This is a genomic window from Breznakia pachnodae (genome assembly GCF_030814225.1).
GTDB classification, from domain to species: Bacteria; Bacillota_I; Bacilli_A; order Erysipelotrichales; family Erysipelotrichaceae; genus Breznakia; species Breznakia pachnodae.
Genome location: NZ_JAUSUR010000010.1, coordinates 39337 through 60398, shown reverse-complemented (window position 1 = coordinate 60398; position 21062 = coordinate 39337). Strand labels below are relative to the sequence as shown.

The 21062-nt window shown below is 32.7% G+C and carries 26 protein-coding genes, 4 tRNA genes and 1 pseudogene; 3 read left to right on the top strand and 28 right to left on the bottom strand.

Annotation, left to right across the window (positions count from 1 at the left end):
- Positions 1–29 precede the first annotated feature (29 nt).
- The 7 genes from J2S15_RS19835 to J2S15_RS19805 form a co-directional block, all read right to left on the bottom strand.
- Positions 30–389, bottom strand: coding sequence for a hypothetical protein (locus J2S15_RS19835; protein ID WP_307412066.1), 360 nt, complete (start codon positions 387–389; stop codon positions 30–32).
- 73 nt (positions 390–462) lie between these two features.
- Positions 463–1254 (bottom strand): hypothetical protein, encoded by a 792-nt coding sequence (locus tag J2S15_RS19830; protein WP_307412063.1) that lies wholly within the window; start codon positions 1252–1254, stop codon positions 463–465.
- Positions 1255–1291: 37 nt separating this feature from the next.
- The gene (locus J2S15_RS19825) at positions 1292–5203 is read right to left on the bottom strand and encodes a SpaA isopeptide-forming pilin-related protein (protein WP_307412061.1); all 3912 of its coding nucleotides are present in this window, start codon (positions 5201–5203) and stop codon (positions 1292–1294) included.
- 179 nt (positions 5204–5382) lie between these two features.
- A complete protein-coding gene (locus J2S15_RS19820; RefSeq protein WP_307412059.1) occupies positions 5383–6339 on the bottom strand; it encodes a hypothetical protein in 957 nt (318 codons plus the stop codon).
- A 196-nt stretch (positions 6340–6535) separates the two neighbouring features.
- Positions 6536–7150 (bottom strand): hypothetical protein, encoded by a 615-nt coding sequence (locus tag J2S15_RS19815; RefSeq protein ID WP_307412057.1) that lies wholly within the window; start codon positions 7148–7150, stop codon positions 6536–6538.
- Between the two features lie 12 nt (positions 7151–7162).
- Entirely contained in the window at positions 7163–7510 is a 348-nt protein-coding gene (locus tag J2S15_RS19810) for a hypothetical protein (RefSeq protein WP_307412054.1), read from the bottom strand.
- Positions 7511–7559: 49 nt separating this feature from the next.
- A complete protein-coding gene (locus J2S15_RS19805; RefSeq protein WP_307412051.1) occupies positions 7560–7808 on the bottom strand; it encodes a helix-turn-helix domain-containing protein in 249 nt (82 codons plus the stop codon).
- Between the two features lie 56 nt (positions 7809–7864).
- Between J2S15_RS19805 and J2S15_RS19800 the strand changes: the two genes are divergently transcribed.
- Positions 7865–8560: a hypothetical protein gene (locus tag J2S15_RS19800; RefSeq protein WP_307412049.1), complete on the top strand. Its 696-nt coding sequence runs from the start codon at positions 7865–7867 to the stop codon at positions 8558–8560.
- 218 nt (positions 8561–8778) lie between these two features.
- On the opposite strand, the pseudogene J2S15_RS20365 reads toward J2S15_RS19800, so the two are convergent.
- The 21 genes and pseudogenes from J2S15_RS20365 to J2S15_RS19700 form a co-directional block, all read right to left on the bottom strand.
- A pseudogene (locus J2S15_RS20365) lies at positions 8779–8970 on the bottom strand (helix-turn-helix domain-containing protein); the annotation flags it as partial.
- A gap of 261 nt (positions 8971–9231) precedes the next feature.
- Complete coding sequence (locus tag J2S15_RS19795) at positions 9232–9423, bottom strand: hypothetical protein (protein WP_307412047.1); 192 nt, start codon at positions 9421–9423, stop codon at positions 9232–9234.
- Positions 9404–10141: a ParB/RepB/Spo0J family partition protein gene (locus J2S15_RS19790; RefSeq protein WP_307412045.1), complete on the bottom strand. Its 738-nt coding sequence runs from the start codon at positions 10139–10141 to the stop codon at positions 9404–9406. Before J2S15_RS19790 ends, J2S15_RS19795 begins: the two co-directional genes overlap by 20 nt.
- A gap of 1 nt (position 10142) precedes the next feature.
- A complete protein-coding gene (locus tag J2S15_RS19785) occupies positions 10143–10892 on the bottom strand; it encodes a ParA family protein (RefSeq protein ID WP_307412042.1) in 750 nt (249 codons plus the stop codon).
- 67 nt (positions 10893–10959) lie between these two features.
- Positions 10960–11616 carry a hypothetical protein gene (locus J2S15_RS19780; RefSeq protein ID WP_307412039.1) on the bottom strand — a complete coding sequence of 219 codons (657 nt, stop codon included), beginning with the start codon at positions 11614–11616 and terminating at the stop codon, positions 10960–10962.
- Between the two features lie 42 nt (positions 11617–11658).
- Positions 11659–12567, bottom strand: a complete 909-nt coding sequence (locus J2S15_RS19775) for a DUF2786 domain-containing protein (protein ID WP_307412036.1) — start codon at positions 12565–12567, stop codon at positions 11659–11661.
- Positions 12539–13726: a hypothetical protein gene (locus tag J2S15_RS19770; RefSeq protein ID WP_307412033.1), complete on the bottom strand. Its 1188-nt coding sequence runs from the start codon at positions 13724–13726 to the stop codon at positions 12539–12541. Before J2S15_RS19770 ends, J2S15_RS19775 begins: the two co-directional genes overlap by 29 nt.
- On the bottom strand, positions 13727–14725 hold the full coding sequence (locus J2S15_RS19765; RefSeq protein WP_307412029.1) for a hypothetical protein: 999 nt from the start codon (positions 14723–14725) through the stop codon (positions 13727–13729).
- 562 nt (positions 14726–15287) lie between these two features.
- Positions 15288–15491 carry a hypothetical protein gene (locus J2S15_RS19760; protein WP_307412026.1) on the bottom strand — a complete coding sequence of 68 codons (204 nt, stop codon included), beginning with the start codon at positions 15489–15491 and terminating at the stop codon, positions 15288–15290.
- 324 nt (positions 15492–15815) lie between these two features.
- A complete protein-coding gene (locus J2S15_RS19755; RefSeq protein WP_307412023.1) occupies positions 15816–16160 on the bottom strand; it encodes a hypothetical protein in 345 nt (114 codons plus the stop codon).
- Position 16161: 1 nt separating this feature from the next.
- A complete protein-coding gene (locus J2S15_RS19750; RefSeq protein ID WP_307412019.1) occupies positions 16162–16722 on the bottom strand; it encodes a hypothetical protein in 561 nt (186 codons plus the stop codon).
- Between the two features lie 316 nt (positions 16723–17038).
- A complete protein-coding gene (locus tag J2S15_RS19745) occupies positions 17039–17161 on the bottom strand; it encodes a hypothetical protein (RefSeq protein ID WP_307412017.1) in 123 nt (40 codons plus the stop codon).
- 20 nt (positions 17162–17181) lie between these two features.
- A complete protein-coding gene (locus tag J2S15_RS19740; RefSeq protein WP_307412014.1) occupies positions 17182–17421 on the bottom strand; it encodes a hypothetical protein in 240 nt (79 codons plus the stop codon).
- A 5-nt stretch (positions 17422–17426) separates the two neighbouring features.
- Positions 17427–17660 (bottom strand): hypothetical protein, encoded by a 234-nt coding sequence (locus tag J2S15_RS19735; RefSeq protein WP_307412011.1) that lies wholly within the window; start codon positions 17658–17660, stop codon positions 17427–17429.
- Positions 17661–17664: 4 nt separating this feature from the next.
- Complete coding sequence (locus J2S15_RS19730) at positions 17665–18030, bottom strand: DUF3846 domain-containing protein (protein WP_307412007.1); 366 nt, start codon at positions 18028–18030, stop codon at positions 17665–17667.
- A gap of 22 nt (positions 18031–18052) precedes the next feature.
- Entirely contained in the window at positions 18053–18346 is a 294-nt protein-coding gene (locus tag J2S15_RS19725) for a hypothetical protein (protein WP_307412006.1), read from the bottom strand.
- A 153-nt stretch (positions 18347–18499) separates the two neighbouring features.
- A complete protein-coding gene (locus tag J2S15_RS19720) occupies positions 18500–18775 on the bottom strand; it encodes a helix-turn-helix domain-containing protein (RefSeq protein WP_307412003.1) in 276 nt (91 codons plus the stop codon).
- Positions 18776–18914: 139 nt separating this feature from the next.
- A tRNA-Leu gene (locus J2S15_RS19715) sits at positions 18915–19001 on the bottom strand.
- Positions 19002–19019: 18 nt separating this feature from the next.
- Positions 19020–19093, bottom strand: a tRNA-Cys gene (locus J2S15_RS19710).
- A 19-nt stretch (positions 19094–19112) separates the two neighbouring features.
- A tRNA-Leu gene (locus tag J2S15_RS19705) sits at positions 19113–19195 on the bottom strand.
- A gap of 158 nt (positions 19196–19353) precedes the next feature.
- Complete coding sequence (locus tag J2S15_RS19700) at positions 19354–19749, bottom strand: YxeA family protein (RefSeq protein WP_307412000.1); 396 nt, start codon at positions 19747–19749, stop codon at positions 19354–19356.
- 197 nt (positions 19750–19946) lie between these two features.
- Between J2S15_RS19700 and J2S15_RS19695 the strand changes: the two genes are divergently transcribed.
- Positions 19947–20714: an inositol monophosphatase family protein gene (locus J2S15_RS19695; RefSeq protein WP_307411997.1), complete on the top strand. Its 768-nt coding sequence runs from the start codon at positions 19947–19949 to the stop codon at positions 20712–20714.
- 114 nt (positions 20715–20828) lie between these two features.
- Positions 20829–20904, top strand: a tRNA-Asn gene (locus J2S15_RS19690).
- The last annotated feature ends 158 nt before the right edge of the window (positions 20905–21062 follow it).

The following is a 21062-nucleotide window of genomic DNA, read 5'->3' as shown; positions in this document are numbered from 1 at the left end:
CCTCCTTTCTTGTTTGTCTGTATTCATACCTACTTAATACCAACAATCTTTAAAATAACCCCGATTGACTCAATACCAATTGCAACAAAAATTATTCGCTTTGCTGTTTTTTGATACGGCTTTGATTCTTTATCCTCTTCATCTTTGCTCATCCATGTAAGCCCATGGACCACCAATACAAGTAATGTCAATATAGGCACTGCCCACAATGCAAACGTAGTAGCAGGATCAACCCATCCACTTGCTACTTCTTCAGCTGCACTGTTATCAAAGGTTGGTGCATCTTCTGCAGAAATAACTGTATTATTCATAACTAAGATTCCTGTAACTGTTGCAGTACTTAGAAATAATTTAGTCTTTGTTTGTTTCCATAATGTTTTTATTTTCATATTGTTCTCCTTCTACATGGACAACATGTCCATGTTGTTTTTTATAGTTACATGGACACTCTGTCCATGTTGTTTAAGGTTGATATACATGTCCACCATATAACCCATCTGGTCCATTGTATGGGGTACATGATCCTCCATTTGAACCACGATAAAATCTACATGCGTTGAAAGCAGTTTCCATGTTATATCCTTCTTCTATACTGAAATACATTTCGGCTAATGGGGATATAGCATTTGGTGTGGATCCTGATTGACTACCCGCAGTTGTCTGACTGCTATCAGAAACATTTCCACCTTGTTCATTAGGATTTGGCTGGTAAACAATTTCCTCTTTGACCACAACTTCCTTCTCAACTACTTTAATCTTTACATCTTTATCTGATTCGTTATCGCTAGAATCTTTAGCTGATACCTTAACTATGTATTCTCCTGGTTTTGACAGATCATAATTACCAGTGAACCCTATGATCGGCTTATTGTCATACAAATCAACAATGCTTACCATCTTCTCAAAATTAAAGTATTCATTATCTTGTTCGACTATGTATTCATCTTCTACAGTAATATCTGGAGATATGGTATCTTCAACCTCAAAAAACATAGTATGTTTGATTCCGTTCACTTTTATTACTGTTTCATGCTTCCCAAGCTTTCTTACGTTTACTGTCGAGCATGTTACTTCGTTTCCGTTGATTGTTATCTTATTTTCTTGTCTGTGATAATCCTTAACGCTGTCTCCTTCAACTTCTTCTACTAGCAAACAGGTATCGAGTTCTTCACTTTCATACTCGATTACTTCCTTACTCTTAAAATCATATTCCGGATTAGAACATGCACTTGTGAAAGCAAGAAAAAAAGACATGCACAAGCACGTCTTAATTTTCTTAGTATACATATCCCTAGATATCCTTTTGATTTCTTCTCTTCTTTGTGAAGTATGTAGCAACAAACAAAAGAGATAATGATGATAACATGATCATCATTGGTACATTAGTGTTATCTCCAGCTTTCACTACAACATCATCTGGTAGAGGTGTATTCATATAACGGATTTCATATATTCTATCTTCATTGAACTCTTCCATTTTTACAGTTATGACTTCATCTGATAAAAGGTATCCTTTTGGAGCTTCCTTCTCCACAATTCTTACTTCATCATAAGTACCTGCACCTTTAAATGTAAATGTAGCAATACCAGTTTTAGGATCACCATTTACTTTAAATGTGTCGACCAACTTACCATCTCTGTAACAAGCAAATTCAAAAGCAAATCTTTCACTAATAATTGTTTTGTCGGTTAATTCATCAACTTTTGTTACTGGGATTTGATATTCAGGTGATTCCATTTTAATCGTTTGTCCAGGATCAGTTGGATCTTCGTGTTCAACAACAGGTATATTTGGCTCTTCTTCAGTTGGTTCAGGATTGTATGTTTCTTGATTAAAGAAGTATTCCAGATAAACAAGACCTTCACCATCTACTAATGAATTCGCTGGTATTGTGACTTTAACTTCATGTTCTCCATCTTTAGTTTCAAATCTAACATCCTTTTCAATTTCTCTAGCTTTAATTAATTCAGGAGTTTCTTTGATAGCTACTTTTAAAGCTTCCTTCTTTTCTTCTTCAGATAATGATTTATACTCTTTCCCTGTAGCTTCTTCAATTATAGCAATCACTTTATCACTTATCGCAACAGTTTCAACTACATATGTTAAATCAGTATCAATGTTTTCATAAGCGATAACATCGATTGTTTCATTATCCATGGTTGGATCCAAAGTCTTTTCTCCGTTGATGCCTGTAGCTGTTGTTCCAATTGTTGGTTTTGGCTTATTTGCATAAGTAAATGTATGCACTTCTCCAATACCTTCTAAATCTTTATTCACTTCAACTTTAATAACCTGGTCACTTAAGTAGTAATCTTCGTGTGTAGCTGTTTCTGCAAAATATAGTGTTGTACCATATAATACATCTTTAAATGTAGCAAGTCCTGTTTCAGAATCTACCAATTGAGTTTCATATACTTGAGTAAGTTCCTCATCTAAATATGCTGTAATTTCAATACCTTCAACGCCTTTAAGAAGTTCTTCAGTATACTCATTAACTTTAGCTAATTCAATATCTGTACGAATAATCTTGTTTTCTAATTCCTTATTCAATTGAATTACTTTCATTGTTTGATCATCATGTGTGAATTCCACTTCGAATGGGTCAGCTGGTACATAACCTTCAGGAGTTTCTACTTCCTCAAATCTCAGTTTTGTACCATTTAAGCCAACAGGAATATTATCTACAGTAAATGGTTGTCCTTCTACCGCAGTAAACAATCCATCTTCACTATCAGGATTCACATATACATCTCCAGCTTTCAATTCAATTGTTTCTCCATCATAAGGAACAACTGTATCTTCTACAACTGTAGCTTGGAATCTTGCGACTAATAATTCTTTTGTTTCTTTTCTTTCATCACTGCGTTCGAACAGTTTATCAACAGTTAATGATCCAGTTGGACGAGTGTTTTCCATTACAGTAACAGTAACTGCTTTACCATCAATATTTGTTTCTTGAACATTACTTGCAGTGATTTCAAATGGGAATCTTGATTCTTCATCAACATATCCTTCAGGAGTTGAGACTTCAACCCATTCATAGTTACCTGCAGGCATTACCTTATTAGTGATCACTTCACCATTTTCTGCAGTCCATGTATCTACTAATTTAGATCCTACGACTTCACTGTACCATTCTTGTTTGTCAACATTCCAAATCTTAAATTCAGCATTGCTATGTGTAATATTAATTTGTGTTCCTTCATCAACTTTCACACCTTTTCCATAAGCTGTGTGTTCTTTGTTTGTAACAACATAACTAATCGTTACTCCATTTTCACTAATATCAACAATCCAATAAGGTGCAAGCTCTAGATTTTCATTCATTGCAGCATATTGAGTTACTCGATATTTACCATATGGAAGATCAATTGATTTCGCATATCCTACTAGGTTTGTTGTTAGATCATCATAAACTGTTGCTGATTCTCCAACCTTTTGAACTTCTTGTTCTAATTGCACTCTAAATTTAGCATTAGGTTCTCCTAGTTGAACACCTGAGTTACCTTGATCGATTACTTTACGAATTTCAAAGTTTCCTTTAATTACTTGCTGTTTTGATGTAACTTCCTTTTTGATTATAGCAGTTGCGTTATTAACATAAGTTAAATCAACTTCATATTTATTTGGATCGAGTAAATGTCCAGTTGATTTTGCTGTCTCTTGGAAATAATATTTACCAGAAGCCAATCCTGAAACTTCCATTTTTAAATCTGTTCCAATAACTTCAGATCTGATTTCTTGATCTTTAGTATAGATTAACTTGCCGGTAATACCATCATAAATATTGGTTGATGCATATAGAGCATAAACTGCATTATCCAATCGAGCATCACCTTGTGGCACTGTTAATCCTGTTTCTTTATCTACCTTATAAAGAATTGCAGTTCCTGAAGCGCGTTGGTTAGTTTGTGTATAGGTAACAGTTTGATTAGGTAAAATTGTAACTTTATGAATTGTATTATCAATTAATAAAGGAGCAACAACTGTTTTTTCTCTAATATACACATCTCCGAGATCGATATCTTCTTCTTTGATTGATCCATCTGCTCCAGTTGTAATTGTTGCAAAAGGATTACTCATATCTGAATTGTAACTTACATCAAATGTTACTCCAGAAACTTTATTACCTAAGTTATCTACTTTTGTAATTTGTAGATCACCTTTTCTAAGGTTTGTAAAATTAACTGGAAATCTATCGGGGTCATCCAACCCCCATTTTACAAGTTGTTGCGAACCCGACTTTGTATACACCATCGACACCTGTTTGTATGCACCAATTTCTTTTGTGATTTGAATTGTTATTGTATCATCTGTTGTATTATTATTTGTAACAGTTAATACTCCATTAGAGAAAGAAGCCGTTACTCCTGTTGAGGTAGTAAATATTCCCCAACCACTTGTAATTCCATTGGTTACAGAATAAGTTTTAGTTTCACCAGATTTAATTGTACCATCACCAAAGTTAAATGTTGGTTTTGTCCAATAGCTTGTTGTTTTTGCTTCAAACTGTGTAAAATACGTTGATAAATTTGGTACATTTGAAGAATCAACTGTAAAGCCTTCTGCTGCATACATAATAGAGTGTTGATATAATTGCCATGCTGCATATGCTTCATCATTCATTGCATATACATTATTAGCCACTGCAGCACGTGCAAGTTTTTTTCTAGTAGCATTAGATACTAATTCAGAAGAATTATATCCACCTCCTGGGATTACGGGTGTCGGTGGTTCTGAACATGTAACTAGTTCATTATCTGCGTAAATACGATCAATTGCAGCAAACCCACTATTCGCTCCACTGATGGTACTAGAACTGCTCCATGAAAATGTGTATCCAGTAGTAACTGTACGAACATTTGTTACTGGGCCTGCGCGCGCTTGTATTTCATTTAAAAGTAATTGAGTCAATGGAGATATCTCTGTTTCATTCACTTCACTCTTTATTTCATCATGAGCCAATACTGAGTGAATAGGTTCTTCTACAGTTATCTTGGTTTGCTTTGTTTCTTTTAAATCATTATGATTTCTAACAAGTTCACTCTTATTAGATCCTTTGAACTCATTTAAAAGAACAGGATTGACATAACTCTCCTTTGCATTTAATTCATTTGCATTAACACTAATATTACCAGTAAGGAAAGTACTCACTAATACTAATAATGCTAATGATAGTTTTGATATCTTTTTAAAATTCATTTCGTTTCCTCCTATTTATTTTGAATTTTATTCGGTTCTTTGTTTACCAGTCTCATCGCATAAAAAAAGCAGGGAAACCCTGCTATAAATAAAATACCCAATACAAAATATACATCTTTGCTCTCTCCTTCCATAAAAAAACCGATAATTTTCATTATCGGTTAATCATCAATTATTATCTATTGAAACGTAAATATAATTACATGTTTTGAATAAACTACTTGACCAGTACTTGCATATCCAAAATGGATAACTCCATTATACCAATTAGTAATCATTGTATAGCCATGATCTTCAGCTAACTTAGCGCTAGCTGTTGGACTGTCCCAAATTGAATAAGCCCAATTAATTGCTTCATCCTCTGTTTCAAATATAGGACTTCCTGTAGGAGTAGGAGTTAATTGAACAACTGCTTCTGTAGGTGCTGGTGTTGGATTACTTGGTGTTGTAGATCCTCCACTTCCATTCCCAGCACTAGTGCCTCCAGAAGAGTTTGTTGAACTTCCTGTAAATCCACCTGTAGTCTGGTTAGCATCAGGTTGTGTTCCTTGATTACCTTGTTGATCTTTATCTTGATCAGCTGAAGCTTTTTCTTTTACGACAATAGTTACATCCTTAGTTGCTTCATTATCATACTTATCTTTTGCTGTAACAGTTGTCTTGTATTCTCCTGCTTTAGACGAATCAATCTTTTCCACATCCACAGTAATAGTAACATCACTTAGATCAGTTGCAGTAAACTTAGTGCTTAGATCCTCTGCAGAATCTTGTTCGATTTCTATTTTCTCTTTAAAATCAACAAATTCAGGAGCAGTAGTATCTTTTACAACTATTTTGAAATCTAATGTCTCATCCTTATAAACTGCAGTTGCTTTATACGAACCTACTTCTAAGTATTTGATTTCCTTTCCATCAGCTTCTCTTTTTTCATATTTAACATCTTTGAAAGAAATACCTGTTTCCTTCAAAACATCTTTATCAGCTTTAATATAGTCCTTAGCATCTTCTGAAGCTGCATCGCCATATTCAATTACAAATTCTTTTTTCTTTAATTCAATAGAAGTCTTATCAGAACTCCCACATGCAACAACTGTCATGGCTAATAGCCCAATCATCAATAATTTTACTTTTTTCATTTTATCTCTCCACTTTCTTTGTTTGTAGCCTACATGGACAATGTGTCCATGTTATCAAAAAGGAAGAACCCCTGCTATCTCACGATATCATTTTAACACGGTTTTTTAGACATTTTGTTCCCCTCTCAGGGGGAACACTTTGTGAAATTATTTCACAAGTGAACAGCGCATTCTTCATTTCTCCTTTAAAATAGGCTTATTTTATTGTTTTTATAGTTTCTTCATCATCAAAATCTACGCTTAAAATTTTTTCTGCCCAACTATTGACAAGTTTTATTTGACGCTCTTTTGCACGTTTTTCCAACATCTCAATATGCTCTGTAATTTGAGGAGATGGTTTCAAAATTAAAGTCGCTTCTTTGAATAAATATTCGCTACTCTCTATTACATAATAATATCGTTTATTATTTATTTCTCGCTTTTTTAGAATTTCTCTTACTGTCATATCATCAAAGTATCTGTCATATAATAGTTCCAAAAAAATCGGACTGTATGATTTAAATGTACTATTAATCCTATCTAGGTAAAACGCTAATACATCTCGCTCCTCATTAATACGATCACTTAATTTCTTTGATTGCTCCACTTTCCAGTCTTTATTATCTGAACCTATCACACTGGTAGAGTATCGATAATCCATCAAATCATAATTCTCTCTAAATACTATTTTTCCATTTTGCAACAGATAGGATCCATGTGCTTGTTTGAATATATTGATCAAACGATTAAAAGCTGTTGTTTCATCAATCCTATCTCTATCTCTATCTTCCAATACTTGCCATGTTTCATCCCAATTAATATACTTATCCATAATCACCATCCTTTATCTTACTTTTAATACTTCATCATAATCTTCATCAATATCACTCTTATCTCTAAGTAACAGTAGAAACAAATTTGTAATAATCAAACTGATTTCGACTTCACTGAATGATTTCGATTGTATCTTTTCTTCAACTATTCCTACCGGTTGCCCAATCCATCTGGAGATTTGCTTTCTGTATTGCTGGAAGAAAACTATAAACTGAGCATCAGTGAATATTTTTGTTTGTATCTTCATATTATTTTCGAACACTCTCTTAATTGTCAGTAGAAGTGTTTTTTCATCTGTTGTCAGTTCTCCATCATATAATATCTGCTCCAATATTCTGTTAATTTTATTCTCTTCCACAAGCCCCTCCTGGTCCTACATGGACAACATGTCCATGTTATTTCCTATATTAATTATTACGGTTACTTTTCTCTTCTAAATTATTATCTTTTATTCTTAAATTCTCATTCACAAAATCATCTAAGCTAACTTTAAAAAACTTTGCTAACTTTGTAATATCTGATATCTGAGGATCCTTCGTTATTCCATTCTCTATTCGATGTATTTTCGAATGATTCACTCCTGTTAGTTCTTCAATATTTGCATATGTTAATTCGTACTTGCACCTTAAATATGCTAGATTCCTTTTTATATTCATTTTAGTATTTCCATTCATTGTGCTAAAATATCTTATATTCGAGATAGGAGGTTATTGTGATTTTGTTAAAATTCATTTCACTGCTTAAGCCTACTACTGAGGCAGCCGCTGATCAACCACTAACTACACCTGAGATAATCACGTTAGTCGCTACAATTTTGACTGCACTTGGATTCGGGAGTGTTTTCGTTGCGTTTTTAAATCATTATTTAAGAAAACGTTCTACTATTACTGAAATAGATAACTTAAGATTTGATTTTTACCGCTACATCTATTTCTCTGGCATATCCACTCCTTTATACGAAAAAATGGATATTCAGGAAACGAGATATTTTCTCTATAAATTAAGAAGTCAACTTTATTTAGATGATGATAAATCTTTATTACTTAGCAAGAAAACACTTAATCTTTTCAACATATTTTTAAAAGATGATTCTGATAGAAATACCAATGCATTAATTTGTTGTATCGAAAAAGAATTTAATCAAATGCTTAAACTTCATAGATATCGACCTTTGGACAGAAGTGATTTATTCAAATACCGAATTATATTTATAATTATTTCTATTTTTCTTTTCCCTATAGCAATCATTTCATTCTCGTTCATAGTGTACAATCTATTCAATGTTTTTTTTGGAACTGATTTAAATTTAAATCAACTATTGCCACATTATGTAGTTTTTTTCTTATCAACAAGTTTCTTATATCTTGCCATTTCATATCTTAGTAAGCTTTTATATTTAAAAAATTAAGTTGACTTCAGCCATTAAAAAGAAAGAATTATAGCAATGTAAAAAAATGTAACTCCAATCCCACCAACAAAGATATATAAAAGTTCATCAATCAACTCATAAAGTAGTATCATTAATAAAAACATAATACTCCCTAGTATTAGACAAATTATCTGTGCATTCAAAATATACATTGTTCCCCCTACCACATGGACAACATGTCCATGTTATTTCCTGTATTAATTATTACGGTTACTTTTCTCTTCTGAATTATTATCTTTTATTCTTAAATCTTCATTCACAAAATCATCTAAGCTAACTTTAAAGAACTTTGCCAATTTTGTAATATCTGATATCTGAGGATCTTTCGTTATTCCATTCTCTATTCGATGTATTTTCGAATGATTTACTCCTGTTAAACCTTCAATTTCTGCATAAGTTAACTGATACTTTTACACCTTCATTTTGAGTTTTATGGGCATATTTATTTGTGTCATATTTATGAAAGAAAAATATCCAGTTACAAAATGAACAGTATTACATAGCAACTTACAAAAAATAAAATACCAATTATTTTATCAATTATATTTAATTCAAAATGAAATATTTGATATTTAATAATTAACCACATGAAAGAACATGTTTGGAATATAACAAGAATTGTAAATAACATAATAAATCTCCTCATGATACTACATGGACAATATGTCCATGTAGGTATGCTCCTCTTCAATTAAATCACTTTGAATTCCTATTATTTTATATCGTTCAATCTTTATTACTTTTTCATTTAGCAGTGTGAACACTATTTTTCCATTTTTGATTACTATGTTTTTTATGTTTCTAATTTCTTTAGTTTTACCTTTATGTAAATAAACCATCATGCTTTTTCTTCCTCTTTTGAAGTGCAGCCAACTGATCTTCCAATATTTGTTTGGTGTATTGTATTGAGTTGTAGCATTGTAATAATTTCTCATCTTCTACCTCAAGTTCATCAAGCTCTAGAAGTTGTTCTCCGGTCTTTTCTAATCTCTTACAAACAGAAACTAGTGTTGGTTGTTTTTTCTCTTTAGGTTTGCTTTTTGAACCCTCAGTGGTCACTTCATTTAGATACCGACTTATAGTTCTACCTGATACCCCCATATGAACTCCAATCCAATCTTGTCTTAAAGTACCTGTTGGTATTTTTCCATCAGCTTTTAACAAGTCATGGATTTCGCCATACTCTTCAGCTCTTTTCTTTTTGTAATCCTTAGTATCCTCTGGTCGTTGTGAATTAGCATCTAGAATCATTATCCTTTCGCTAATTTCATCTCCTGGCTTTTCAACTATAATTGCTGGTATCTCTTCGTACTCTAGATACTTACATGCAGTCCACCTTCGTTCTCCAGCAATCAATCTATAATGATGATTTTTGACTTTATACACAATAATAGGATTTATTAGTCCTTGAGATTTGATTAACTCTGCTAGATCTTCAATTCCCTCAATTGGTGCTTTATTAAGAATATTTCTTTCAATCTCATCTACTTGGAGAATGGTTATCTTCTTGTTCGCTCTTTCTGCACTTGCATCATTTAACAAATTGTTTATCCCTGTCATTTTATACCTCCTGCCACTTAGTAAGTAACTCCTGAATTAGTTCCTGGTAATCCTTTCCAACATTTGATTTTCCTAAAACAACAGCTGCTTGATCATAACCTGCATCAGTAACCGGTTTAGGTTGGTTCCTGATTGTTACATCGATTATCTTGTCCCCATACTTTTCTCTAATGCTCTGCATTCTGAATTTATCAGTATTGTTTCTATTTACCATGGTGAATAGAATTTTGTAGTCAAGATCCAAATCATAACTATCAGCAATATCTTGAATGCTCTGTTTTGTAACTCCAAATCCTTTTTCAGCTGCCTTATCAACCTTGATAGGAATAATTACCTCATCACTCGCATTTAGGGCATTTACAATGAGTAAATTAAGGATTGGAGGACAATCTATAATAATATAGTCGAACTCCTCTCTCAAGTTCTTAATTACCTTCAGCAGTCTATTATGTTGCGCTTTTGTATCTAGTAAAATATTTCTTTCTGTTAGTGCCAGATCCAAACGAGAAGGAATGAAGAATACATTCTCATTATCTGTTGGATAAATTTTCGTTTCTGCTCCCTGTATCATTTCATCAATGTACACGTACTCCCGATTTTCATCTATAAAGTAATCTGTTGAATTTGCTTGTGGATCAAAATCTATTAGTATTGTTTTATTGTTCTGATTCCCTAATCCATATGCTAAGTTAATTGATGTTGTAGTTTTTCCAACACCACCTTTATTATTCAATACACATATTGTTTTCATGTTATTCTCCTTTTCTACATGGACAACATGTCCATGTTATATTTTTATTTTTTTATTAAACTGATTTTTACTTCTGAATGTCTCGAAATATAGAGTCTTCAAGTTCCTTACATTTGCGATTTCTTTCCTCAGCTTTTAATTGTTTCCTTTTTTCCTCTTCTTCATTTATTCTTTTATCTGTAATCTCTGTACATTCTTTAATTTCAAAATATAAGTAAGCTAACAATTCATACGATACATAAGATTCAATGGCAATCCTTTTGTTTTTTTCATTCAAATAGATACCATCATTTCTATAACAGCTAAATAACGATTTACCATTTAACCTTATCTCCCTTATAAAATCATCAAAATAAGAGTCATTGCCATCATTTATTTCAACATTTATGTTTCTCTTCTTCATTTCGTGAATCATTACTCTTGTATACTTACTATCATATTTAAGATAATTATCAATACATCTTGCAATGCTCTCTCGTGACATAAGACAATATTTTAAATTAATAAATCTAAATATACTCCATAAGGCAGGAAAACCAATGAACCATACTAACCCTGTGCAGCAAAGTGTCAGTATGAGGTTTTGATTTTCATCGCTTACTACGTTCCACAGAATAGGAAAAGAGAATACCCACGTTATAATTAGGATTCCGTCTATAAGAAACCATAAATTTCTTATTTTTTTCAATGAGGTTAAATTTTTCTTTGTTATTTTCTTTTTCATATATGCTCAATCCTTTCTACATGGACACGCTGTCCATGTAATTTATTCATTTGTTAAATAATCATCTATCTTAATAAATTCATCTTTAGACAAGGCATTGAAGAATAGATCAGTCATATCTGATATACAAATACTTGCAGGACTCTTCCAGTCAAGCACGGTTCCCAATGGTTCCCTTTGCGAAAGATAAATCTTTCCATCTTTCTTCCTAAATAAATATCCTGATTGGAATTGACTCATGAATTGATGTTCTTCTGGTGTGAAGCTAAATCCTAGTTCTTGTTGTTCTTTGCCTTCAGCAAACATCTTTCCTTTTTCATATCCAGCTCTCATTATATGTTTAGCTCCACTTCCTTTAGATGGAGTAGTTTTAACTACTTCAAGAGAAAATGTAATCTTCTGATATTCTTCTTCTACCTCTTTAGGAATTACGATCATAATTGCTGTCTCTTTTGACTCTTCTAATTGCTTTCGAAATCCATCAGCTAAACCTGCAACAAATCCATCAATGAAATCGTCTCTCACACCCATGCTTGATCCATAAGTGTTATACTCTCTCATTGCTATTCTATTCGCCTCATTTTTTGCGTAATCATATGCTGATTTGAATACTTCTACAGCTACTGTCACATCAGTTTCTAACCCTACAAACCTTGGAAGGAATGTTTTCTTATTAGGATATGAATAATATGTTTTACACCTAAAGTTTCTTCCAATAATAAGCTGCAGTTTCATAAAGCAGTCTTTTTTTATATTGTATTCCTCTCCAACATAAATTGTGATTGCTTCTTCTTTTTCTAAGTCACGTACATCATGCATTTCAATATGATACTTTGCCATCAGTTTCTGGGCTTGGAAATAAGCTACTTCTTGTTCGTGTTTTGTACCTCCTTCAGCCATAGCTAGAAGTTTCTTTACTTTACTAAGAATTTTCGTTCTGTCTTTTTCCACTATTACTCACTCCTTTCATTTTGAAAATATGAGCAAATTGTTGATTGCTTATTTTATATAATTCCTTGTCTTTAAAAAATTCTTTGATTTGCTCTTTGTTAAGCGAATGTTTCTCTTCAATCAAATTAGATAATTGATTGAGTATTTCAATATTCGCACTAAGAATTTCAATTGTTTCCATATAACATTGCTTCGCTAAGCTAATTAATGCTTTTGTCTGATATTCTTCTATTTGATGTAATTGCGCTTTTGAATTAATAAGTTCTTTTGCTAGCAGAGTGTTTCCTGAATCATCAAACAAGTATTGTAAGTAATATTGCAGATTTCTTGTGGCACTTTTAATATCATTTTCTCCACCCCCTGGTGTTTCTTCCCCACCATGGAGAACTTGAACAGCAGCCATTCCTGCATAGTCTATATAAGCATACTTTTTATAATGTTCTAAGGTTACCATTCCATCAATAGCACACTCATTTCCATTTGAAATCATACATCCACCAACTGGGTTAATTGGATATGAATTGAACACAGATGGATTGATTGTCACATTTTCTACACTGTATCCCATATAATATGCTAATAGCGTATGCCCAGCTTCATGCTCTGCCATTGTACGTGTCGCTTTTTTTAGCCAGGTATCGCCAGTCTCTGGACCATTATTTTTCAACTTTAAACTTTTCATTTTTCCAACATGGTCAATGTGTCCATCTTGATTCTCTATTCCCAATGTTTGGAAAAAACATTCTTTCACCACACTAGCACATAAGACTAGTAGTAATGCTTTCACAAAAAATGTATTTGTTAATTGTGAAAACTCATTTAATACATTCAACTGGTTTTTAGAATATACATTTTCTCCCACAGAAGTGAACAATAGAGTTGATAATCCAATCTTTACTATTAGATTATCTAATGTTAATGGTGTAGACGTAACACCAATCATAGCTTTTATAAGGTTCCATACGAATCTAACAAGTGAAATCATTAATAGTGCTGCTGTTCCTACTTGAACCAGTTTTGTTTCATTCCATGGCGCAAATGATGGCGTTGCTATTAAGATAATCACTACCATTCCAATCATGCTAGTTACATAGTATTTTGTAACAATATCACCAAAATATTCAATAAATGTGAGACTTACTCTTTTTAATAGTTTCATTTAATTTCCTCCCCAAATGTAATCACCCCAGAAGTTCAAACATTCGCTTTTAAACTGTTCATAGAATGAATAAATATTTTCCTTGAATCGATCACTCCTGAAATATGGACTGAATGACAGACGTACTCCACTCTCATGTTTAAACTTCCGTTTGCCAAGTAATGACTTATATTTCCTCATTAACTGGTAGAACGCTTCGAGTGTCTCATTATCCTGGTAAAACTTCCCAGGGGAATACAATGTTTCGTACAAGAAGTTATATCGATAGTTCATTTCGTATATGATCTGATTGTAATAATCTACATTTACATTCACATATACTGCTCGCTTCCCTTTCTTGTTTGTAAAAGCATATTGCTTTATTGCCTTGAAGTAATTTGACTCTCTCACCATCACATTCAGTTTCACTAATGCTTTTCGTACTACATTTTCTATCTTCATCCGGAAGAGTTTCAGTTCTTCTTTTCCCATCTCAAACAATCGCACCTTCTTACTCCAGTTGGATGTATAGGAGGATTTAACACTACCTTCTTCATAAACAAGTTCTGCTTCTGGATCATCTTCCTTGCACCAAAGCTTACTTACTTTGTTTCTATACACCGCAGCTTCTCGTAACACTTTAATCTCAATGGGTTTCTCATGGTACTTACGCTGAGCAAACGCTATGATCACGTACAGTCCCATTCCTCTTCTTACTACATGTGCTATCCATGGTAATTTATTACCGGATAGAATTTCTTCAGCTACTGCAGTAATGAATGCTGGATAATCATTTCTTTGGATTGTCTTTGGTAAAAGAACTTCAATACAGTAACCTAAGCAATGTTGATACTTCTTATAGTTGTAAGCTCTCTCTTTGGTATGTGAATCCAAGTCCTTGAATAATTCATACATTGTATCTGATACAGCATACTTATATACTGCAGTATCATGTTCTTGTTTGATTGTTTCTAAACTACGTATTGGGTATCTATCATAATAAAAGTTATAAATTGACACGTCGTGTACCTCCTGTATATAACTACACATCACCGGTTCCCGGGAATGTTTTTTTTATTTTTTGCTGATTTTCGGATCAGCAATATTCACTTTTCATTTTCAACTGGTATAATTACTTATATCAGATCAAGAATTCCCTCCTGGTCTGATATGAAATCTTTTCATAGGATGTTCAGACTCTCTCCCAAGTAGTTCTCTGGACATCCGTTTTATTTATCTTTTTTCTTTTCATCAATTTTTGTTATAATTGTCTTGTATCTGTGTATAACCCTATCTTCCTACAGATACAAATTTTGGATGCTCATCCTATTTGTTTTACACCCGAGCATCCTTTTTCTTTTACCACCGAAGTGGTGCCTGGTAAAAGAAAGGTTTGGTTTAAATTGGAGGGCATACAAAGGTATTTCAGCAACCCAGGCTAATTGCTTTCCTACATATACAAACATCTCTTAGACGGTCTGATATAGGTTTGTATATCCTGATAATTAAATGGCTGTCAGGCATCCATATCTATTCTCATTAGACCGATTATTAGATAATGATCATAATGTTATTTTCAAATTTATTTTTCAGTTGGCTCTTCTAAGATATATGCTATATATTCTGTTACTGAACACGCATAATTACCTGGAGACCATCCACGTAATACACTTTCTGATGAAATAACCTTATAACCTTTTTTTAGAAGTTTCTGTAAATCACCAAATGAATGTTCATCTTCTCCTAGCCTTCCATCCGTTCCGACAAAATAAACTATTTGTGCCATATTATTCTCCTCATACGCTTTTAATGAAGCGTTTCTTTTACTTTTAATTAAATATTTGTTAATATATACATGTGAGGTGACTCACATTGTTCACTCCTTTTATTAAAGGAGTCTTTTTTATTTGTTTATTTCTTTAAAAAGTTTCAACAAAATTAATAATGTTAGTAACGTTATAACACTATCCATGGTCGACCAACTCCTTTTTCGGTTGGAGAATGACTATGTTGAGTACCTCACATCACCTAATAATTATTATCTGCAGTATCTTATTCTTGTAGGGGTCCTAAGTTATTGCGTCGGGGTATTAGACAATCCCAAGCGCTTTTATGTACTCACCTTGATCATTTCATCAATAATCATTCCAAGAGTTACTTTAGGCATCTTTTTTACCTTCTTCCATTTCTTATTAATAAATGGTCTGTATACAGTATTAACTGCTAACCAAATTGTATGTTCCGAGAAAAATGAAATGTAATATTTACTGATAATTGGATAGACATAACAATCAATTTTGATTTTTACTGTCTCTATATCCAGTATTTTTTGTTTGCTAAACTCCAAGTGCTCTTCCAATTCTTTACTTGCTTCAATAAACAAATGATTTCCAATTTTTTTCCTACCAGCTTCACTTACAAAATCTAAAATTGTTCTACTCTTTTCATTGTTCATATTAGCCCTCTTCAGTTTCCATATTATTTTGCTGAGAATCGCCTTCAGGAATATTTGTTTCAACAACAAATGTAAACGGCATATCTTTGTCTTGTGATAATTCCTCTGTAGCTTTGATTAACTCATCCCATTCCTGATCACTAAGAGAGACCCATTCACCATCTTCTCCAGCACCAGTTCTTCCAAAACACAAATCATATTCCCATCCATCATTATTGATTGTACCAGTTGCTACCCACATATAATCTTGGACTATTGTATACTTCCATTGCCTTATATGGTCTCTTATATAGTCGTTTTCTTCATAATCAGCCTCTAATTTACTTTCATAATTAATACCAGTAATACCAGAACTTTGATCATCAATATCATATTTGATTTTTATTACTTCAAAATATCTTTCATTCTCATCATCGCATTTTGTATCAGAGCATGCTATTGTTTCGGCATCCTGCATGTTTCCTTGCTCATCAAGTATTACAAGCTTCAGTTCTTTCTTTTTTGATTCGTTACATCCTGCTAACAGAAGGATGAGTATTCCTAAAATTATTCCTTTTTTCATACCGTTCTCCTTGTTTCTTTGTTATAATTACTCATATATCTGATTAGGACCCCTCCGAGTCAGATATATCCAGGAGGATGTTCAAATTCCCTCAGAAGTATGAACATCCTTTTTTGTTGGAATAGTGTACCTGGAGAAGCTTCCTACAGGGGTTGGAGTTACTTCGTTTTCTCTAACTGAAGGGCTTCATGCTTAGAGTTACCATGTACACTCTGATCAGATCATCAAATGGGCTTTTGACTTATTCCTGATCAGGTATATGAGTAATTACTTTTTATATACCTGGAGTATAATAATCTCCAGGTACATTAATCATTTATTCATTAGTTGAGTCTTTCACTATTAGATTATTTATCTTTTCGTTTCTTGCTCTACAATCTGTAACACCTGCTACAGATGCAAATCCCATTACTACTATAAATACAACAGCATAAGCCATATTTATTCTCCTTTCCTTATCTACTTTCTAACTATTTCCTTATTATCAATTTGTGGACCATCAATCGTTACAATTCTGATGATCTGATTATGATCAATAACATAAACTTTTACTGTTTCCTTGTTTACACATGTCTCTAATCTAAAGCGACAACCTGATTCTTCTTTTTTTATACACTTAATCACTTCAGTAGCATGTGATAATGATGTTTCAAATAATTCCTGATTAAAGTCCTGTTTGCTTTTATTAATATTTTTCATTTTATTTACCACCATTTCTTATATCTTTCTATATCAAACTTATTTAGTCGTAATTCCTTAACATGATTTTTACAAATATTCATATCAAATGGTTCCTTTTTAAATTTGATCCATACGACTTCTTTGTTTGTTTTAATTTGCACGTACTTTTCACCTCTTATTACAGCTGCTGCAGTAATATGTCCATCACCTTTCACTGTCTGGAAAGTTGTACCTAGGTATGGTGTTATCTGATACACAATCCTACTTATCCTTATAGTAGGTACGTTTCGCACAATACATAAGATAGTCATCATCTGAATTTTGTGAAGCTATCGCTGTTATTACTCTATTAATCTGACGATCAGTGAGAGATCCATAATCCTCATTTACTCTATCATCAGCTGCAATAATACATGGACCAGCAATAATATCTCCATTCATGAAAATATTAGGTTGAAGGTTAATAAGTTTTCCTTCTTCATTGCATATCAAATTCAAATCATGAGCTATTCTTACATTCTCAATATGTCCTTTTACTATTTCACGTAAACATTCTAATGTATTTTCTATTTCTCTTATTTCTGGGGCTTTACCCGGCTCATAAACTACTACTCTTAACTTTTCCATCTCATTCTCCTTGTTATACTTTTTAATCATGTCGCTCTGGATATAACTTTCCTCTAACCTTTTCTAATTGAACATAAAGTTTACTTATTTTATTGCTGATTACAGGAAACTCAGGTGTTCCAATTGCTTTTTCCAATTCAACTGTTTTATCATCTAATTTCTTCATTATTCTTTCGTATTGGATTTCTAATATATAATTATCTATCTCTTTATTAATATCTTTTCTAAAATAACCAAATCCATTACTTAGAAAGAAATTAATGATTTCTTCTTTTGTACAATTCTTCATCAATTTCTGATATCGCATGTCTTCCACAAATAATCCTCCGTTTTTATAATTACTATTGAAATATCTTTTAAATTTGCTATAATATGGTTGTAGACATGACGAAAAGGTAGGCATTATTGCTATAAAATTTTGGTTCATGTTAATTTTGTAATCTAATTCAGGCTTTGCACGGCGTGAGAATTAGATTTTTTTTATATCTTCCTTTTCTTTACGTTCACTGCATACAAGATCAGCTACAGCCACTTCTAATGCATCTGCTATTGACAACAATGTTTTAAGTGTAAAATTAGTATCCTCTGGTGGATTATTTAATAGTTTCCAAACAGCATGATAATTCAGTCCAGCGTTTGCGGCTAATTTCCTCAGAGATATATCTGATTGATCAAGATAGTGATAAATCAGATATCTAACTTCAATTACTTTTGCAGTCAAACGTTCATCATTTTTCTTCCTCACTTTTTCCTCCTTTCTTAAAAACAAAAAAGCAGCATATAATGAACCATAAGTTCATATATGCTGCTTTTAGATTAGAAATCTATTTAAAGCGATATAACCATTTTATCTCTAAAATATTACCTAATTAACTTAAAATAAATGGTCGGGCCGGGGGGACTTGAACCCCCACGAGGTTACCCTCAACGGATTTTAAGTCCGTTGCGTCTGCCTATTCCGCCACGGCCCGATATGTAATTAATAAAATTGGAGGTTCCTACCAGATTCGAACTGGTGATCACAGAGTTGCAGTCTATTGCCTTACCACTTGGCTAAGGAACCAAAACCAAGAAATAAAAAATGGTGCGCGTGAAGGGACTCGAACCCCCACGGTTGCCCGCCAGATCCTAAGTCTGGTGCGTCTGCCAATTTCGCCACACGCGCAAGTGCTCATTTATTATAACAATACAAAATCTAAAATGCAATATTTTTAGGGTAAAAACTGAAAAAAGTTTGCTCTTTTCTTTGAAAAACTAGCTTTCATCTACCCGCTACCTTTGGGTTTCTATTAAATAAAGAAAAAAATAGATTATTTTCCTTCTTTATTTATGATTTTTATCTATATATTTTAATACATCTTTAGGGATATCTTCACGACTTACTTCTTTATCATATACGGTTCTGGTTTTACTTTGTTCAACCATAATATATGTGTTAGGCTTATATGCATTATTCACATCATCTTTTTCAAATGATGCAACTACTTCTTTTCCCTCTTTATTATATACATTGAATGTATAATCAATCGCACTGTAGTTTTCACCAGTTGAACCAACTAACTCTTGAGGCTCTAGTGACTGGTTTGATGGAATTTGTCCATAATATGTTTCACCTACATATGTGTTATCATAATACTCTTTTCCTTTAATAATTCCAAATACACCTAGTACTACAACTACTGCAACTATTCCAATTGTCATTTTCTTTTTGTTGGTCATACTATCACTCCAATCACTTCTATTAATTATAGTTTATAATTATGTTAGAAATATGTTTGGCATTACGATATATTATAAGATAGAAAGTTATTACTTGAATCACCCCATTCCATAAATTCTATTTTCTTTTTTATCTCATTTGATGTATCCTTATTAATGTATGCAATTGTATAAGTAATGCCATGGGGAGGTTAATAATGAATACAATTATGAAAGAAATGATAGATATCGCGAAAGAAGCAGGTATCAGAATTAAGAATGATAGAGATTTCTCAGTATCAGAAAAGACAGATGCTGCAAACATTGTCACAACAATGGATACACAAATTCAAAATTTTATTTTAGGTAGATTAGAACAACTACTTCCAGAAGCAAAGGTAATAGCTGAGGAAGATAATGTACATTCATTTGATAATGGATATGTATGGATTGTTGATCCAATTGATGGAACAACCAATTACGCATATGACTGTAAACACAGTTGTATTTCTATAGCACTGTTAAATGAAAATGATGGATATATCGGGGTGGTATATAATCCATATCTTGATGAATTGTTCTATGCGAAAAAGGGTGAAGGTAGTTTCTTGAATGGAAAACCTCTAAATGTTACAGATTGTTCAATGAACGAGTCATTAGTAATTATGGGTACTGCTCCTTATCGTAAAGATAAAGCGGATTACACATTTGAAATCGCAAAACGTCTGTTTGTGAATGGTAGAGACATCCGTCGTAGTGGAAGTGCTGTATTAGACCTTTGTTACGTCGCATGTGGACGATATGATGCTTTCTTTGAAGCAGACTTGGCTGTTTGGGATCGTGCTGCAGCAGCGCTTATAATAAGCGAAGCAGGAGGTATTGTAGAAGCGATTGAACCAGATGTTTGGAACTATGAGAGATCAATTGGTGTGATTGCTGGTAACAAGAATAATATCAAAGATTTGAAAGCTTTAGTTAAGCCTTAAACACTAAATAATATTACTTTTTCAACAATTTAAAATATTAATATATTTTCTTTATTAAAATGTCAAAAAGGGCTTGCCACTTTTATGGGGATATGCTATTATAATAAAGCATTCGCCTGAATAGCTCAGTTGGTAGAGCATCCGGCTGTTAACCGGCAGGTCACAGGTTCAAGTCCTGTTTCAGGCGCCATGAAATAAACAAAGCACCATGATAAATGGTGTTTTTTTATTAGGTTACATTCTATTCATTCACCTGAGAAATACGATTTTCTTAACAACATCAATATATAGTCAATTAGCATTATAATAAAAAGATTATATAGTTTAACAGTTTTACTCATTTTACTT

Coding starts and splice junctions, on each gene's coding strand:
- J2S15_RS19780 (WP_307412039.1), bottom strand. CDS start 11,616: ATGAAAAAGAAAATAACAAAGAAAAATTTAACCTCATTGAAAAAAATA.
- J2S15_RS19795 (WP_307412047.1), bottom strand. CDS start 9,423: ATGATGGTTTATTTACATAAAGGTAAAACTAAAGAAATTAGAAACATA.
- J2S15_RS19740 (WP_307412014.1), bottom strand. CDS start 17,421: ATGAAAAATATTAATAAAAGCAAACAGGACTTTAATCAGGAATTATTT.
- J2S15_RS19805 (WP_307412051.1), bottom strand. CDS start 7,808: ATGAATATAAAAAGGAATCTAGCATATTTAAGGTGCAAGTACGAATTA.
- J2S15_RS19695 (WP_307411997.1), top strand. CDS start 19,947: ATGAATACAATTATGAAAGAAATGATAGATATCGCGAAAGAAGCAGGT.
- J2S15_RS19820 (WP_307412059.1), bottom strand. CDS start 6,339: ATGAAAAAAGTAAAATTATTGATGATTGGGCTATTAGCCATGACAGTT.
- J2S15_RS19785 (WP_307412042.1), bottom strand. CDS start 10,892: ATGAAAACAATATGTGTATTGAATAATAAAGGTGGTGTTGGAAAAACT.
- J2S15_RS19770 (WP_307412033.1), bottom strand. CDS start 13,726: ATGAAACTATTAAAAAGAGTAAGTCTCACATTTATTGAATATTTTGGT.
- J2S15_RS19830 (WP_307412063.1), bottom strand. CDS start 1,254: ATGTCTTTTTTTCTTGCTTTCACAAGTGCATGTTCTAATCCGGAATAT.
- J2S15_RS19750 (WP_307412019.1), bottom strand. CDS start 16,722: ATGAAAAAAGGAATAATTTTAGGAATACTCATCCTTCTGTTAGCAGGA.
- J2S15_RS19825 (WP_307412061.1), bottom strand. CDS start 5,203: ATGAATTTTAAAAAGATATCAAAACTATCATTAGCATTATTAGTATTA.
- J2S15_RS19790 (WP_307412045.1), bottom strand. CDS start 10,141: ATGACAGGGATAAACAATTTGTTAAATGATGCAAGTGCAGAAAGAGCG.
- J2S15_RS19760 (WP_307412026.1), bottom strand. CDS start 15,491: ATGGCACAAATAGTTTATTTTGTCGGAACGGATGGAAGGCTAGGAGAA.
- J2S15_RS19745 (WP_307412017.1), bottom strand. CDS start 17,161: ATGGCTTATGCTGTTGTATTTATAGTAGTAATGGGATTTGCATCTGTA.
- J2S15_RS19755 (WP_307412023.1), bottom strand. CDS start 16,160: ATGAACAATGAAAAGAGTAGAACAATTTTAGATTTTGTAAGTGAAGCT.
- J2S15_RS19835 (WP_307412066.1), bottom strand. CDS start 389: ATGAAAATAAAAACATTATGGAAACAAACAAAGACTAAATTATTTCTA.
- J2S15_RS19730 (WP_307412007.1), bottom strand. CDS start 18,030: ATGGAAAAGTTAAGAGTAGTAGTTTATGAGCCGGGTAAAGCCCCAGAA.
- J2S15_RS19815 (WP_307412057.1), bottom strand. CDS start 7,150: ATGGATAAGTATATTAATTGGGATGAAACATGGCAAGTATTGGAAGAT.
- J2S15_RS19700 (WP_307412000.1), bottom strand. CDS start 19,749: ATGACCAACAAAAAGAAAATGACAATTGGAATAGTTGCAGTAGTTGTA.